Origin of the sequence: Sporosarcina ureae (assembly GCF_002109325.1) — a bacterium.
Lineage (GTDB): Bacteria > Bacillota > Bacilli > Bacillales_A > Planococcaceae > Sporosarcina > Sporosarcina ureae_C.
In genome coordinates, this window is record NZ_CP015348.1 from 856739 (window position 1) to 870469 (window position 13731).

The following is a 13731-nucleotide window of genomic DNA, read 5'->3' on the forward strand; positions in this document are numbered from 1 at the left end:
TATTCCTCCCCTTTTCTTTACGCTTACCCCATACTAGTATAGACTAGTCAGATTAGCACTTCCAACGACAAGGATTGTTGGGTTTTTACTACGATTCAATACAGATTATGATATACTGTTTGCAAAACTACTAACATAAAAGGAGTGGAATCTCTTGGCTATTTTTGAAAACATACCGCTCCTCGCAGCGCTATTCGCCATTTTATTTGCACAATTCGTAAAAATACCCATTCATTTTTTATTAACACGTAAACTCGATTTCGGACTTATGACTTCCACAGGTGGCATGCCAAGCTCCCACTCAGCCGCAGTCACCGCACTAACAACTGCCATCGCATTTGAAGCAGGATTAGACTCACCCTTATTCGCTGTATCTGCCATCTTCGCAGTCATCGTCATGTTTGACGCAACTGGCATTCGCTACCAAGCGGGACAACAAGCCGTTATCATTAACCAAATGCGTTCTGACTTCCAAATGTTCGTCGATGATCTAAAACACTGGCCTAAAAAAGACAACGACGCCAAAATCCAGGAACTCAAAACTCTACTAGGCCATAAACCAAACGAAGTATTCTTCGGAGCCCTAACCGGCATCCTCATCTCCATTCTTACGTATACGGTTATATTGTAAACTCTAAAAGAAGCACAAAAAAACGGAACTGTCACAAGCTGTCGTAAATCACGACTTCTTGTCCAGTTCCGTTTCTTTTCATCCACATAATCAAAGCATCAGAACATCTGATACCCCATCTTGCGTAAAACCTTCATCACAAATCCTGCGATAATCGCTCCGACCATACCACTCGCCAAAATCACGATATCTACCACATGAAGCGACATTAAATTCGCCCCTAGCTCACTAAACGCATAGCCTGGCTTCGTAAAGTACTCATACATCGCCACATCATCAATAATAAAAATCACGATAATCGGATAAATAATAGCCATCAGCCAAGTCATACGCAATAGCATGTTCAATAAAAAGCCGATACCGAAAAACATAACAATAAATATCAAGATCGATAGCATCACTTGAGCTATGGATATAGTTTGCATGCTTGCTAACCTCCAGTTCATCACCTCAACATTTTACAGGATGATGGGAAGTCTTTCAATAGAATGAGACAGTGTACACACAACGTTCTTCTAAGATGTCATGAATTCTTAAAATCTGACAGACGATTTCCCCTACTTCGACTGCTTTCATAGTTGACTTGTTGCCTATTTTGTTGCATACAAAAAGCACTCGCAAAAACGAGTGCTCTTTTATAATCATTTCAGAACGTTAAATTTACCTTTTTTAATCGTGAGTCCAAGACCACCGATCATGAATAACGCACGGTTATCGATCATTTTCTTCATAAACGACGCTTTAGTACCTGTCACTTTTTTATCAAATACGACACCAATTGCATCGGAATCCCCTAATGAACAAACGCTACCTTTTAAATCAGGTACGAATTCTTTAGTTGGGTTTCCTTTCATCAACGCGATGATGTTGTTCGCAATCATATCACCTTGTTGCATAGCGATTTGTGCTGTTGGAGGGAATGGGCGATTGATCGCTTCGTTGATCATCAATGCACAGTCACCTACGACAAATACATCGTCGAATCCTGGCGCACGCATGTCTTTTTCAACTTTTACGCGAGCACGCATGTTTTCGATACCTGATTCTTCGATTAGACGGTTACCACGAACACCCGCAGCCCATACAACCGTTCCAGCTTTGATGAATTCAAATTCATCTTCGCCTTTTTTAATCTTCACGCCTTCAGGAGTTGCTTCTACAACCGGTGTTCCGATTGAGAATTCTACACCTTTCGCGCCTAATTGACGTACTGCATATTCTACAAGTTCCGGATCGAAACCAGGTAGTACCATTGGCGCCGCTTCTACACATAGAATGCGAACCTTTTTAGCCGGCACATCATATTCTTTACATAGTTCAGGTACACGGTTTCCTAGTTCCCCAAGGTACTCGATTCCTGTGAATCCTGCTCCACCTACGATAATAGTTAAACGGCTATCATCTTTTACTTCTTCAGTAGACCATGTAGCGAATTGATATTCCATGTGATCACGGATTTGACGTGCTGCATTCACATTTGCGATAGACAATGCGTACTTGTCCAAACCTGGAATACCGAAAGTTTCACCTTCGAAACCAAGTCCGATCACAAGGTAATCATATGTGTGTGATCCAAGATTTGTCTTTACACTTTTCGTAGTTACATCGATGCCAGTTACTTCAGCTTCGATGAATTTAACTTTATTGCTATTAATTACACTTGAGATATCGTAGCGAACTTGTTCTGGAGTTAATGTTCCAGCTGCCGCTTCATGCAACCATGTAGATTCATAGTGATAATCATTTTTGTTGATTAGAACGATGTCTGCCTCGTCTGTGCCTAATGACTTCTGTAAATTGACAACGGTCATCAAGCCACCGTAACCTGCACCCAATACTAAGATTGTTGGTCTTTTCACGTAAATCGAACCACCTTTTAGTTTATTAAACGCCGAGTACGTGTAAAATCAATCTAACTTGGTTTTGCAGTGCCGGCATTTAGTTTGATATTAATTTAATCTTACTTTCATTACTTATAGTAGACCTTTTGAGCGAGTATTTCAACACAATTGATATTATGCAAATAATCAAATTTAATTAGTAGAATTCTCCATGGATAATTCTACCGGATTTCTCTCGATTTGTCTGGCTTATTTCACTTGCAACCGCTAAATCGCAGGCTTTCTTAGGTCTGGATAAATGAAGTACCGCAACTATAATCTGTAATTATATGAAGTTAATAATCGTAAAAACGTTATCCAAAATATTACTTTTCTTTTTGATTTTGCTTTTTCTCCAAATAATCCAAACGTATTTTTTCAAGTTGTTGTTTTTTATCAAATTGGGCTGGTTTATTTTTTTCATGATACTTCGCTACTGCCATCTTACCTTTGGAATCCAAATGATATTTCCCCATCGTATTCACCTACTTTTATATTATTTAAAGAGAATGTATTCAATACTTTTATATTAAAACTTTTACTACTCTACACTTGTACTATATTAGTGTATCGCTTTATTCGACATATAGCAGTAAAAACTTAATGAGTTCATGGATGAATGTATGCAAGAAATGATTTTCTATAATGCAGGCGACTTATTAAGCCGAGCCTTTATATTATTTTGATACGGTAGTCATTTAACTGCGGGACAACTTTGTCAGTTTCTAACTATATAAAAAAGCCTCTTTGACTTGTTCTGTTGTAGCAACAGACAAATCAAAGAGGTTTACTTTCTCACTTTTTTAGGATGATGCGAGTATTGCATTCCAACTGTTAATCGCATTCTGCAGGCGCACCAGCTTTTTTAGCTGTTCTGAATGAAGTACCGCAACCACAGTTCGCAATCGCATTTGGATTGTCAATCGTGAAGCCGCCACCCATTAACGATTCTTTATAATCCACTTTCGTACCTACGAGAATAGCTGCATCCTCTTCTTTCACCACTACAGGAATTCCGTGTGCAGTATAAGAAATATCATCCGCTTCTTTTTCTTGTGCAAAGCCTAGACCATATGTTAACCCGCTGCAACCTCCGCCATTAACGGAAACGCGCAAGAAAGAACCTTCTTCTTCATTATGTTCCATCATCTTTTTCACGTGAAATGCTGCTGCTTCTGTAATTTCTACTGTATTTGTCATATCTACCACTCACTTTCCACGTTTTCTTTTTATCATATCAATCTTTTTCATCACAATGCAAACAAATAGTCCCCCTACTAGGTCTATTTTAATGTATAATAAGACTCAGGACAGAAAGGAATGATATTAGTGGAAATCAGCCCATTTTACGAGAAGAAAATGCAGTGTTTACTTTGTAAAGAGCATTTTCCTACTACTAAAATCCGTTCACGCCAAGTAAGAGTAATCGACCATGACAGCGATTTTAGACCTATTTATATAGATAAGGCAATTAACCCTATTTTTTATAACGTTGCCGTTTGCCCACATTGCGGTTTTGCCTTCACTGATGATTTCGCTCTGTATTTTGCACCTGGCACAAAAGAAATGATCGCTAAAAATATAACAGCTAAATGGCATAGCCGGTCATTTGGAGGCGAACGTACAAAAAAGCAAGCAGTGGAAGCCTATAAATTAGCCTACCTAAGTGCCAACTTCAAAAAGGAAAAGCATTTAACTATGGCAGGCATGATGTTACGTATAGCTTGGATCTATCGGGAAGATGAAAATCTCCCTAAAGAAATGCGGTATCTAAAGATTTCCCGTGACCTATATATACAGGCATTCTCTGAAGGTGATTATATAGGAACACAAATGTCTGAGACCCGCGTACAATATCTAATTGCCGAACTATCTTGGCGTATCCATGATCGTGCAGAAGCCATTCGAAACTTTTCTCGTGTCATCGAAACACAAAAAAGATCGACTGAACCTAAAGTCATCCAGATGGCCAAAGATCGTTGGCAAGAAATTCGGGATGAAGAAGCCGTTCATAAAACAAGCTGAATAATGAAAGCCGTGCAAAGAAGATAAAACTTCATTTACACGGCTTTTCTCTTGGTGAAATTAAAAGACCTGTTCTACTTCTACTACTCCTGGTACTTCTTCAAGTAATGCGCGCTCAATACCAGCTTTTAATGTAATTGTTGAACTCGGGCATGTTCCGCAAGCTCCTAAAAGGCGCAGCTTCACAATTCCTTCGTCAATATCCACTAATTCGCAGTCCCCACCGTCTCGCAAGAGGAATGGACGTAATTTATTTAGCACTTCTGTTACGGGCTCATATAATTTAGTATCTGTTGTCATTGTAATCACACTCTCCTTTCCTTATACTTATTATAAACTGCCAAGCAGAAAAAATCCAATAATGAATCGGAGGATTGACTAATATGTCACAATCACCTGCAACAATTGAAGTTTATGGAGCGGAAATCATCTGCGCGAGTTGTGTAAATGCACCTTCTTCAAAAGATACGTATGAATGGCTTGAGGCGGCAATTTCAAGAAAGTACCCTGACCAGCCTTTTACTATTACGTATATCGATATTGATCAAGAATTAGCAGAATCTCGCCAGCAAGAAATTGCAGAAAAAATCCGGGATGATGAGTACTTTTATCCACTTGTACTGATTAATGACGAAATGATTGGCGAAGGTCATATCCAGCTGAAGCCTGTTTTTAATGCATTGGAATCACATGGTTACCACGCAGGATAAATTGATAATTTGCTTGATTAATTGAGAACACGAAATCTATATATTTGAAGAAGCGACACGTTCTTGGTGAACATGTCGCTTCTTTTGTATGTACTTACTAGCTCCGGAAAATAATGCATAAGAAGAAGCCACCTCTTTTGAAGTGACTTTTACATACCCCATATTAGCCATTATGCCATTTGTACATCCATAGCAAACCAGATTTCATTAGACGTGCGATTCTGCCGGTAACTGTACGATCTGCCAAGTATGCAAATCCTTGTTTCTTTCCTAATGAACCCATGAAGCCTTTTAGTTTTAGCTCCGGCATTTCAAGCATCAGTGGTTCACCCTTCCAAGTAGAGCGTAGTACTTGAACAATTTGCTCTCCTTGTACTTCAGCCAACTGAGCGCTTGGTGCGTGTGGAAGCGCAGCAATATCCCCTACAACGTAAATATTGGGATAGCTCGGAATTTGGTGATATTGATTGAGTACAATTCGGCCTGAACGGTCTTTTTGAACGATTAAATCATCCACAACTTTACCTGGTTTAATACCAGCCGTCCAAACGACTGCGTCTACATCAATCGTATCTTCATGGTTATATAGGACATGTTCGCCCACTTTCGTGATGTTTGAATTCGCAACGACTTCTACTTCGTTCTGATCAAACCATCCTTTGACGAAGTTACTCAATCGCTCAGGGAAGTCTCGTAAAATACGTGGGCTACGGTCGAATAATTTAATATTCAAGTCAGGACGACTCTCACGCAATTCACTAGCTAACTCGATCCCACTTAGTCCAGCGCCTACAATTCCTACCGTTGCGCCACCGCCTAAACCTAGCAATGTCTGATACGTCTTACGTGATTTACCGATTGTTTGGATACTCAGTGTGTGTTCAGCAGCACCAGGCACGTTGTGATAATTGTCTTCGCTACCTAGTCCTATAACCAATTCATCGTAAGGTAGTGCTCGTCCATCTGCTAATAATACTTCTTGTTCTTCGGGCTTGATCTCTTGAATTTCGCCTTCTACCACTTTCAATTGTTCATGAACTGGAATCGCTACGCGAACATCCGAGTCAGGAACCGTTCCTGCTGCCAGTGCATAAAATTCAGTTTTCAAACTATGAAACAGGGTTCTATCGACAAGTGTAATTTCGATATCAGTTGATAATTCTTTATTTAGCAAACGCAATAAAATTCTCATATTACCATAGCCGGCACCTAGTAAAAGTAATTTTCTCATTATGTTCTCCTTCTATGTCTATTTTTCTCGTGCATCTCATTTGCTATTATAGCAGTTTGTGATGACTTTCACAATATGCCAAGTTCATTGACGCATTTGCAAAAAAAGAGTACCATTTCTAGTAGGCGAGGTGAGAAAGATGAATCCCATCGTGGAGTTTTGTATCAGTAATTTGGCCAATGGTTCCTACCCTGTATTTGAGGCGTTGGAGCGTGATCCGAACGTTGACGTGTTGGAATATGGTTGTTTGAGCTATTGTACGAAGTGTAGTGATACGTTGTATGCGCTAGTTAATGGTGAACTTGTCGAAGCGGATACTGCGGATGAATTGACGAAGCGTATTTATCAGTTCATTGAGGAGAATCCACTTTTTTAATACAAATAGAATGCTTGAGACGTTTGGGAAGTGTAGTGCTTCTTGGGCGTCTTTTTTCAATCCCTGATAGATGATGGAATTAAGGAGTAAATTGGTGAGTACGATAAGGTCAAAAGCAAGAGCTTAGGAATAGTGAGTGAGTTTGAGAGTGGTTCGGGATGGAAGCTCCAGCGTCCAGCTTTCGCTCATAGAATCCGTTTGAGCGCTCATAGAACACTTTTTGTGCTCTATAGCACACACTATCCGCTCTATCAGACGCCACGAGTGCTCATAGATTCATCTAAGTGATCATAGAACCTGGATAACCGCTCATAGCCTCGCAAGCTCAACATTAATCACAACCATAACTTCAATGCACAACAAAAAGTATCAACCACTCGCATTGCAAGGGATTGGAGCGAAAGCCGTAGCGAAGGACGGCTTTTGCGAGTAAAAGCGAAGCGTTAGGAGCACATATTTGCACTAAATCCCCACCCCCAACACCTTACCAGCTACTCATTTGCGCATTAAAAAAGTTACCCAGGGAGTCTATGTACCAAGACTCCCGGATAACTTTTTAGTTAATTGGCCAATCTGCAAGTGAGTTCAGTAGATACGTGGGTTGCTGTGCTTTTTCTAGCACTTCTTCCATTGGTGTGACCCCTGTCGCAACGTACGCCGTGTCGATACCGTAGCGGATGCCCGCCATGATGTCTGTATCGTAGTTGTCGCCTATGAGGATCATATCTTCTTTCTTGTACATCCCCTGCTGCTGGATGAACTCCAGCATATGCGGCTCGGGCTTTCCTACGATGAGTGGCTTTGTTTCAGTTGCTGCTTCCATCATTTTTAAGAACGAACCGTTACCTGGTACGAGTCCCTTTTCGGTCGGGAATTTGACATCTTGATTGGTGCCTAAGAAATGTGCACCGCTACGTATCGCCAGACAGGCATCCGCGAGTTTGCCGTATGTAATCTGGCGGTCAAGTCCCATTAAGACGACATCGGGATTCGTCGTGGTAATGTTGATGTGCTCGATTTCTAGCGCTTCTCGCAATCCTGCTTCACCAATCATCATCACGTTAGCGCCTGCGTAATGTAGGGCACAGTAACGCGCCAGTGCAGTCGCTGAATTCATGATGTAATCGACTTCTGTCTGTACCCCAAAACTCGCTAGTTTCTCCTGTTGAGCAGTGCGTGTAAGAGCCGCGTTGTTCGTAATAAAGTATGTGTCCTTGCCTTGCGCTTGGCACGTTGCAACGAAATCTACAGCTTCCTGTATCGGTTCAGTCCCTCTATACATCGTGCCATCCAAATCGAAGCAATAGGCTTTATATTGTTTCATCATTCAGTTGGTAGAAACGCCGAGACTGGGCCTAGTTCATTCGTTAAGTAGTCACGGACTTGTCCTGGGAATTGTTTTAGTTCTTTGGATGTATCGCGAATCGATGTCTCTACTTTACTTGAGTCGACCTCTACGAATTGACGCACAATCATTGGACGTAAAGAGATGAAAGCTTTCAGAGGCACAGCTTGCTCAGATTGAATGACTTTTTCATCTTCAAGAATATCAATGATATCGTCGTAACTACCTGGATCACGCATGATGAATCCGTCGATCATAGAATTACCTACATCAATAATTCCTTCAATTAAGCCATGTGCAATCCGCTCTAAAGCTAGTTTATTTACTTCGCTTTGCTGCCAGTCCGTTTCCTTTTCAAACGTATTGATCAACTGCTCCATATACACTAATGTTTTATTGATTTCATTTTGATCTACAAAATACATACTGTTCTTCCTCCTCGTATACTTCATGTTCCTATCTTACCATATTTTCAGCCAGACGAATAAAAGCTCCGAGCAAATTTGCTCGAAGCCTTCATTTTTATTGTTGTTCTTTAGGAGCAGATTCGGCTTCAGGTTTTACTTCTTCCACTACTTCTGCTTCTATCGGTTCAGGCTTTACTTTTCCAATCTTCTTCAAGATGAAATAAGCGCAGCCAAAGTTGCAGTATTCATAGATATAATCTTGGACAGTACTAATTTTTGTTTCGTAAGTGGATTTGGAATTACGATCTTCAAAAAAGCCTTTTAATCGTAATTGTCCATATCCCCAGTCGCCCAAAATAAAGTCATACTTTAACAGTACTTCGCTAAAACGTTCATTCAATGCCTCTTCATCGAAACCTTCGCGAAACTCTTCTACGATTTCATACTGCATGTTCTCTAAAATAACCATACTCTGCTTCACTTCCATTTAACTGCTCGCTTGTCCTTCAAGTTTCAGCAGCTCGTCACCTTGGCGCTGTTTCTCTTTAGCCGAAGCATTTACTTGCTCGTCTGCGTGGTAGCTTGAGCGTACAAGCGGCCCCGCCTCACAATGAGAGAATCCTTTAGTCATTGCGATTTTACGCAATTCACCAAACTCATCAGGCGAATAATACTTTACCACTTTTGCGTGTTTTTTTGTTGGTTGTAAGTACTGACCAATTGTCATGATATCTACGTCATGCGCACGAAGATCATCCATTGTCTCAATGATCTCTTCCACAGTCTCTCCAAGTCCAACCATTAATGAAGACTTCGTCGGAATCTCAGGATACATTTCTTTCGCACGTTGAAGTAGTTCAAGTGAACGATCATACGTTGCACGCGCGCGAATTCTTGGAGTCAAGCGACGCACAGTTTCAATATTATGGTTTAATATATCTGGTTTTGCATCCATCAAACGTTGCAAGTTTTCTTTATCTCCACCCATATCTGAAGGCAATACTTCAATAGATGTAAATGGATTTTTTCTACGAATTGCACGGATCGTTTCCGCAAAAATAGCAGAGCCGCCATCTTTGAGATCATCACGCGCAACAGCCGTGACTACAGCGTGTTTCAAGTTCATCAATTCAACTGATTCCGCTACACGTTCTGGTTCAGCAGTGTCCAGTTCATTTGGTAGACCTGTTTTAACTGCACAAAAACGGCATGCGCGTGTACATACAGCACCGAGGATCATGAAAGTAGCTGTACGTCGCTCTCCCCAGCACTCGTGAATGTTTGGACAACGTGCTTCTTCACACACAGTATTCAAGTTTTTCTCGCGCATTAACTTCTTTAAACCTGTATAGTTCTCATTGGTGTTTAGCTTAATCTTCAGCCAATCCGGCTTTCTAACATGCTCAGATTTTCTTCCTGTCTCAGGTTTGCATGACAACGCTACCGACTCCATTCTGTTGATAGATTCTACTCATGTCAATGTAACATAAATTCAGATAAGCTTCAATTATATATGACACAGATTATACATGACAATAAAAGTGAAATTAGTGACGCTTCACTATTAAAAAAACACCTGCAACCAACTAGCTGGCTGCAGGTGTAGATCGTTTACTGTTCAACTTTGAACTTCTTTTTGAACTTGCTGAGGATTGTAGCATAAAAGATGCTAATAAATAGACCGCCCCAGATGATCGTCACTCCGACTAGCATCATAAGGATTGCAGAACCGCTCATTCCTGTATCCATTTATAGCCCCCCTTTGTCTTCATCGTAATCTGATGTAATTCTTGTGTTGTTTCTCCATTTTAATGATGTGAATACAATCGACATCACAAATGCGCCTATCGCTACTGGCCATCCGATCGTCCATAAGAACGACGTTGGATACCCTTCATAGTTTTCAGCAATATTGTCTTTGATTAGGAAGAATAACATAGTACCTAATACGATAGGAGTGATGAATGAAAGTGAAACCTTCCACCACCATCCAAGTCGAATATCTGATACTGCATTGGCATGTTGTTCGAACACTCCGAGTTTGCGGAATACCCAAGCTAGTAAGAAAACTTCAACTAAACCGATGACTGCAATACCGAATTGGTTAATGAAGTAATCTGCTACATCTAGGAAGTACAAACCGCCATTTGTAGCGTATAGCAAAGAAATCACTGCTGAGAGACCAACACCAATAGTTACTGAACGACGTCTTGAAATATTGAATTTATCTGACATACCCGCGATATATGTTTCAGTAATGGAGATTAGTGAAGTAATACCCGCAAGTGTCAATGACAGGAAGAAGAATGCGCCGAACAGGCCATTTAATCCTGGCATTTGATTGATAATTTCAGGGAACACGACAAAGGCTAAACCTACACCCGCTGTCGCAACGTCTGCTACATCTACCCCTTGATTCGTTGCCATGAATCCTAGTACTGCGAATACCCCGATACCTGCTAATAACTCAACAGAAGAGTTCGCAAAACCTGTGATGAATGCGTTATTCGTAATATCCGATTTCTTCGGCAAATAACTAGAATACGTAATCATGATCGCAAAGGCAATCGATAAACTGAAGAAGATATGTCCATATGCGGCAACCCATACACGCGGATTCAATAATTTTTCGATATCCGGTTTAAAGAATGCATCAAGTCCTACCATAGCTCCGTCAAGTGTGATGGCACGGATGACGACGAATAAGAATAGAAGGAATAGAACAGGAATAAATATTCGGTTCGCCAACTCGATCCCTTTCTTGACTCCACCGATCAAGATGATGTAACAAATAATCCAAACGAATAGTAGTGGCAATGCTACGCCTCCTACAATCCCTCCGACATCTCCTGGGTTATCCGCTAATTTCAGAACATCACCGAAGAAGAATGCTTCGGGTTCTTTTCCCCAAGATAAGTTAAATGAATAGATCGTGTATTTCATTGCCCATGCAATGATCACAGCATAGTAAGTGGAGATGACGAACGATACGAAAATCCCCCACCATCCTAGAAACTCTGCCTTCTTACCATTTAAACGGAAGAATGAAAGAGGTGCGGATCCACGATATTTATGACCAATTGTAAATTCCATGATCAGAATCGGGATACCCGCTGTTAAAAGTGCAAATAAGTACGGGATAAAGAATGCGCCACCGCCATTTTCATAGGCGACATAAGGAAAGCGCCAGATATTTCCGAGTCCGACAGCAGACCCGATTGCAGCCAATATAAAACCGGCCCTTGTTCCCCATTGTGAGCGTGTTTCCATTAAACACTCTCCTCTCTTTTTGTTATTTCACAAAACTCGTTACCATTCGATATATTCTGAAAACTCCAGTTCCGTATATTTAGTATAAACAGCAGAATAGTAGATGTCAAAACAAATTTGGACTAAGAATGAAGTATTCTTCACCCTTAGTCCAAACCGTAAAATTATGCTATTCGCGCAGCGCGTTGTTTTCCTTTTGCGTTCCAGTATGTGAATAAAACTATCAAGATAATAATAACTGCTACGAGTCCAATCCAAACTGAACCAGTAATTCCTAGAACAATATAACCAATCGCTGAAACACTCGCAGCAACGAGTGCGTAAGGCAATTGTGTAGAGACGTGATCCATGTGATTACACCCTGCACCAGTGGAAGATAAGATGGTTGTATCGGAAATCGGTGAACAATGATCTCCGAATACCGCACCAGCAAGAACTGCTGCTAATGCTGGTAATAATAGTTCAGGTGCTGCATTGACCATGATCGTCCCTGCGATCGGCATCAAGATACCAAACGACCCCCATGACGTACCTGTTGAAAATGCCATTAATCCCGCTAATACGAAAATCAGTACTGGAAGGAATGCGACCGGAATATTCAATTGCTCTACCATTGCAGAAAGGAATAGTCCTGTATCAAGCGATGCAATAAGTTCCGTCAATCCCCAAGCAAAGATTAAGATTAAAATCGCAGGCATCATCGCTTTTACGCCACTTACAAATGCGCGTCCCATCCATGAAACGCTTGCTGTTTCGTTCTCTTTCATTTGTAGTGTATATAACAACATAGCTAGTAATGTAGCTGTAGTACCACCAATTACCAAGGAGAACGGTACATCCGTGTTTTCGAAGATAGCCCAAATATCAAAGATACCTGCTTCTTTATAACCCGTATAAATCATCATGCCAAGCGTTACCACAATCAATGTCACGATTGGCGCAACTAAATCACGTACTTTACCGTGTGTATGCTCTGGAAATTCTTCCTTTAGCTGACCAGGTATTTCTTTATTTTGGTCAAACAGTTCGCCTTCATTCATGGCACGATCTTCATGCTTCTTCATTTCAAAGAAGTCATTATTCGTCCAAGCGAAGAAGAAGACCATGGACAATGTCGCGATGACATAAAAATTCATCGGCGCCATCATGACGAATGCAGTCAACGGTGAATAGCTGACCGCTGCTGTCGTACCTAAAATAAGTGCTAGTTGTCCAATCAAAAACGCGCCCCAACTGGATATAGGTGACACGACACAGATAGGTGCTGACGTAGAATCAATGAAATATGCTAGTTTTGCACGAGAGATCTTATGCTGATCCGTAATAGGTCTTGCAATCTGGCCAACTGCCAATGCATTGAAGTAATCGTCTACAAATATGGCAATACCGAGCGCCATTGTCAGTAGCTTTGCGCCACGTTTTGTACGAATACGCGTGACAGCCCAGCGCGCAAACGCTGCACTTCCTCCGGATAGACTAACAAATGCCGTAATGACACCTAGTAATAATAGAAATAACATAATAAATATATTATACGTATTGAGTCCGCCATCCCAAAATGAAACTGTCATGGCTCTCCATACACCTTTTAGTGTCTCGAACGGAGCAAAGTTCGCTAAAAGTAAAGCTGCTGTAACAATTCCCGCTCCTAATGATAATAATACTCTCCTCGTCGCTAACACCATCACGATGGCGATAATAGGAGGCAAAATAGAGACCCACGTTCCGATCATTGTAATTCCTCCTCTTTCTAGTTGCTAGATAATATCGAAATGCAGAAGATCTTTCGAAGAGTGGAATGCTGACAATATTTTGTATTTCTGAATTTTCCCCACAAAAATAGCCCACTCCACAAG

The 13731-nt window shown here is 40.9% G+C and carries 17 protein-coding genes; 4 read left to right on the forward strand and 13 right to left on the reverse strand.

Going from position 1 to position 13731, the window contains the following annotated elements; translation table 11 throughout:
- Positions 1 to 154 precede the first annotated feature (154 nt).
- Positions 155 to 631 (forward strand): divergent PAP2 family protein, encoded by a 477-nt coding sequence (locus SporoP32a_RS04370; protein ID WP_085426790.1) that lies wholly within the window; start codon positions 155 to 157, stop codon positions 629 to 631.
- A 98-nt stretch (positions 632 to 729) separates the two neighbouring features.
- Here SporoP32a_RS04370 and SporoP32a_RS04375 read toward each other — a convergent pair whose 3' ends face one another.
- The 4 genes from SporoP32a_RS04375 to SporoP32a_RS04385 all read right to left on the reverse strand — a co-directional run bounded on the left by SporoP32a_RS04375 (position 730) and on the right by SporoP32a_RS04385 (position 3711).
- Positions 730 to 1056 (reverse strand): YuiB family protein, encoded by a 327-nt coding sequence (locus tag SporoP32a_RS04375; RefSeq protein WP_085426791.1) that lies wholly within the window; start codon positions 1054 to 1056, stop codon positions 730 to 732.
- A gap of 216 nt (positions 1057 to 1272) precedes the next feature.
- On the reverse strand, positions 1273 to 2490 hold the full coding sequence (locus tag SporoP32a_RS04380) for an NAD(P)/FAD-dependent oxidoreductase (RefSeq protein ID WP_085426792.1): 1218 nt from the start codon (positions 2488 to 2490) through the stop codon (positions 1273 to 1275).
- Between the two features lie 347 nt (positions 2491 to 2837).
- Positions 2838 to 2987, reverse strand: coding sequence for a hypothetical protein (locus SporoP32a_RS16985; protein ID WP_099625737.1), 150 nt, complete (start codon positions 2985 to 2987; stop codon positions 2838 to 2840).
- 358 nt (positions 2988 to 3345) lie between these two features.
- Positions 3346 to 3711, reverse strand: a complete 366-nt coding sequence (locus SporoP32a_RS04385; RefSeq protein WP_085426793.1) for a HesB/IscA family protein — start codon at positions 3709 to 3711, stop codon at positions 3346 to 3348.
- A gap of 120 nt (positions 3712 to 3831) precedes the next feature.
- Between SporoP32a_RS04385 and SporoP32a_RS04390 the strand changes: the two genes are divergently transcribed.
- Positions 3832 to 4536, forward strand: coding sequence for a DUF2225 domain-containing protein (locus tag SporoP32a_RS04390; RefSeq protein ID WP_085426794.1), 705 nt, complete (start codon positions 3832 to 3834; stop codon positions 4534 to 4536).
- Between the two features lie 60 nt (positions 4537 to 4596).
- On the opposite strand, the gene SporoP32a_RS04395 is transcribed toward SporoP32a_RS04390, so the two are convergent.
- Positions 4597 to 4836: a NifU family protein gene (locus SporoP32a_RS04395; protein ID WP_085426795.1), complete on the reverse strand. Its 240-nt coding sequence runs from the start codon at positions 4834 to 4836 to the stop codon at positions 4597 to 4599.
- Positions 4837 to 4919: 83 nt separating this feature from the next.
- Here SporoP32a_RS04395 and SporoP32a_RS04400 point away from each other — a divergent pair, with 83 nt between their 5' ends.
- Complete coding sequence (locus SporoP32a_RS04400; protein ID WP_085426796.1) at positions 4920 to 5246, forward strand: YuzD family protein; 327 nt, start codon at positions 4920 to 4922, stop codon at positions 5244 to 5246.
- 163 nt (positions 5247 to 5409) lie between these two features.
- Here the strand turns inward: SporoP32a_RS04400 and SporoP32a_RS04405 are convergent, their stop codons facing one another.
- Positions 5410 to 6477: an NAD(P)/FAD-dependent oxidoreductase gene (locus SporoP32a_RS04405; protein ID WP_085426797.1), complete on the reverse strand. Its 1068-nt coding sequence runs from the start codon at positions 6475 to 6477 to the stop codon at positions 5410 to 5412.
- A gap of 139 nt (positions 6478 to 6616) precedes the next feature.
- On the opposite strand from SporoP32a_RS04405, the gene SporoP32a_RS04410 reads away from it, so the two are divergent.
- On the forward strand, positions 6617 to 6853 hold the full coding sequence (locus SporoP32a_RS04410; RefSeq protein WP_085426798.1) for a YuzB family protein: 237 nt from the start codon (positions 6617 to 6619) through the stop codon (positions 6851 to 6853).
- Between the two features lie 556 nt (positions 6854 to 7409).
- Here the strand turns inward: SporoP32a_RS04410 and SporoP32a_RS04415 are convergent.
- The 7 genes from SporoP32a_RS04415 to SporoP32a_RS04440 all read right to left on the reverse strand — a co-directional run bounded on the left by SporoP32a_RS04415 (position 7410) and on the right by SporoP32a_RS04440 (position 13608).
- Positions 7410 to 8180 (reverse strand): TIGR01457 family HAD-type hydrolase, encoded by a 771-nt coding sequence (locus SporoP32a_RS04415; protein WP_335696122.1) that lies wholly within the window; start codon positions 8178 to 8180, stop codon positions 7410 to 7412.
- Positions 8177 to 8623, reverse strand: coding sequence for a DUF86 domain-containing protein (locus SporoP32a_RS04420; RefSeq protein ID WP_085426799.1), 447 nt, complete (start codon positions 8621 to 8623; stop codon positions 8177 to 8179). The genes SporoP32a_RS04415 and SporoP32a_RS04420 overlap by 4 nt, the downstream gene beginning before the upstream one ends.
- 97 nt (positions 8624 to 8720) lie before the next feature.
- Positions 8721 to 9074: a YutD family protein gene (locus tag SporoP32a_RS04425; protein WP_085428986.1), complete on the reverse strand. Its 354-nt coding sequence runs from the start codon at positions 9072 to 9074 to the stop codon at positions 8721 to 8723.
- Positions 9075 to 9092: 18 nt separating this feature from the next.
- Positions 9093 to 10058 carry a lipoyl synthase gene (lipA, locus tag SporoP32a_RS04430; RefSeq protein ID WP_085426800.1) on the reverse strand — a complete coding sequence of 322 codons (966 nt, stop codon included), beginning with the start codon at positions 10056 to 10058 and terminating at the stop codon, positions 9093 to 9095.
- Positions 10059 to 10216: 158 nt separating this feature from the next.
- Entirely contained in the window at positions 10217 to 10354 is a 138-nt protein-coding gene (locus SporoP32a_RS16680; RefSeq protein WP_232319588.1) for a MetS family NSS transporter small subunit, read from the reverse strand.
- Positions 10355 to 11875: a sodium-dependent transporter gene (locus SporoP32a_RS04435; RefSeq protein ID WP_085426801.1), complete on the reverse strand. Its 1521-nt coding sequence runs from the start codon at positions 11873 to 11875 to the stop codon at positions 10355 to 10357.
- A 164-nt stretch (positions 11876 to 12039) separates the two neighbouring features.
- Positions 12040 to 13608, reverse strand: a complete 1569-nt coding sequence (locus SporoP32a_RS04440; protein WP_085426802.1) for a Na+/H+ antiporter NhaC family protein — start codon at positions 13606 to 13608, stop codon at positions 12040 to 12042.
- Positions 13609 to 13731 lie beyond the last annotated feature (123 nt).

Coding starts and splice junctions, on each gene's coding strand:
- SporoP32a_RS04385 (WP_085426793.1), bottom strand. CDS start 3,711: ATGACAAATACAGTAGAAATTACAGAAGCAGCAGCATTTCACGTGAAA.
- SporoP32a_RS04435 (WP_085426801.1), bottom strand. CDS start 11,875: ATGGAAACACGCTCACAATGGGGAACAAGGGCCGGTTTTATATTGGCT.
- SporoP32a_RS04420 (WP_085426799.1), bottom strand. CDS start 8,623: ATGTATTTTGTAGATCAAAATGAAATCAATAAAACATTAGTGTATATG.
- SporoP32a_RS04390 (WP_085426794.1), top strand. CDS start 3,832: ATGATATTAGTGGAAATCAGCCCATTTTACGAGAAGAAAATGCAGTGT.
- SporoP32a_RS04405 (WP_085426797.1), bottom strand. CDS start 6,477: ATGAGAAAATTACTTTTACTAGGTGCCGGCTATGGTAATATGAGAATT.
- SporoP32a_RS04395 (WP_085426795.1), bottom strand. CDS start 4,836: ATGACAACAGATACTAAATTATATGAGCCCGTAACAGAAGTGCTAAAT.
- SporoP32a_RS04410 (WP_085426798.1), top strand. CDS start 6,617: ATGAATCCCATCGTGGAGTTTTGTATCAGTAATTTGGCCAATGGTTCC.
- SporoP32a_RS16680 (WP_232319588.1), bottom strand. CDS start 10,354: ATGGATACAGGAATGAGCGGTTCTGCAATCCTTATGATGCTAGTCGGA.
- SporoP32a_RS04425 (WP_085428986.1), bottom strand. CDS start 9,074: ATGGTTATTTTAGAGAACATGCAGTATGAAATCGTAGAAGAGTTTCGC.
- SporoP32a_RS04375 (WP_085426791.1), bottom strand. CDS start 1,056: ATGCAAACTATATCCATAGCTCAAGTGATGCTATCGATCTTGATATTT.
- SporoP32a_RS04440 (WP_085426802.1), bottom strand. CDS start 13,608: ATGATCGGAACGTGGGTCTCTATTTTGCCTCCTATTATCGCCATCGTG.
- SporoP32a_RS04415 (WP_335696122.1), bottom strand. CDS start 8,180: ATGATGAAACAATATAAAGCCTATTGCTTCGATTTGGATGGCACGATG.
- SporoP32a_RS04400 (WP_085426796.1), top strand. CDS start 4,920: ATGTCACAATCACCTGCAACAATTGAAGTTTATGGAGCGGAAATCATC.
- lipA (WP_085426800.1), bottom strand. CDS start 10,058: ATGGAGTCGGTAGCGTTGTCATGCAAACCTGAGACAGGAAGAAAATCT.
- SporoP32a_RS16985 (WP_099625737.1), bottom strand. CDS start 2,987: ATGGGGAAATATCATTTGGATTCCAAAGGTAAGATGGCAGTAGCGAAG.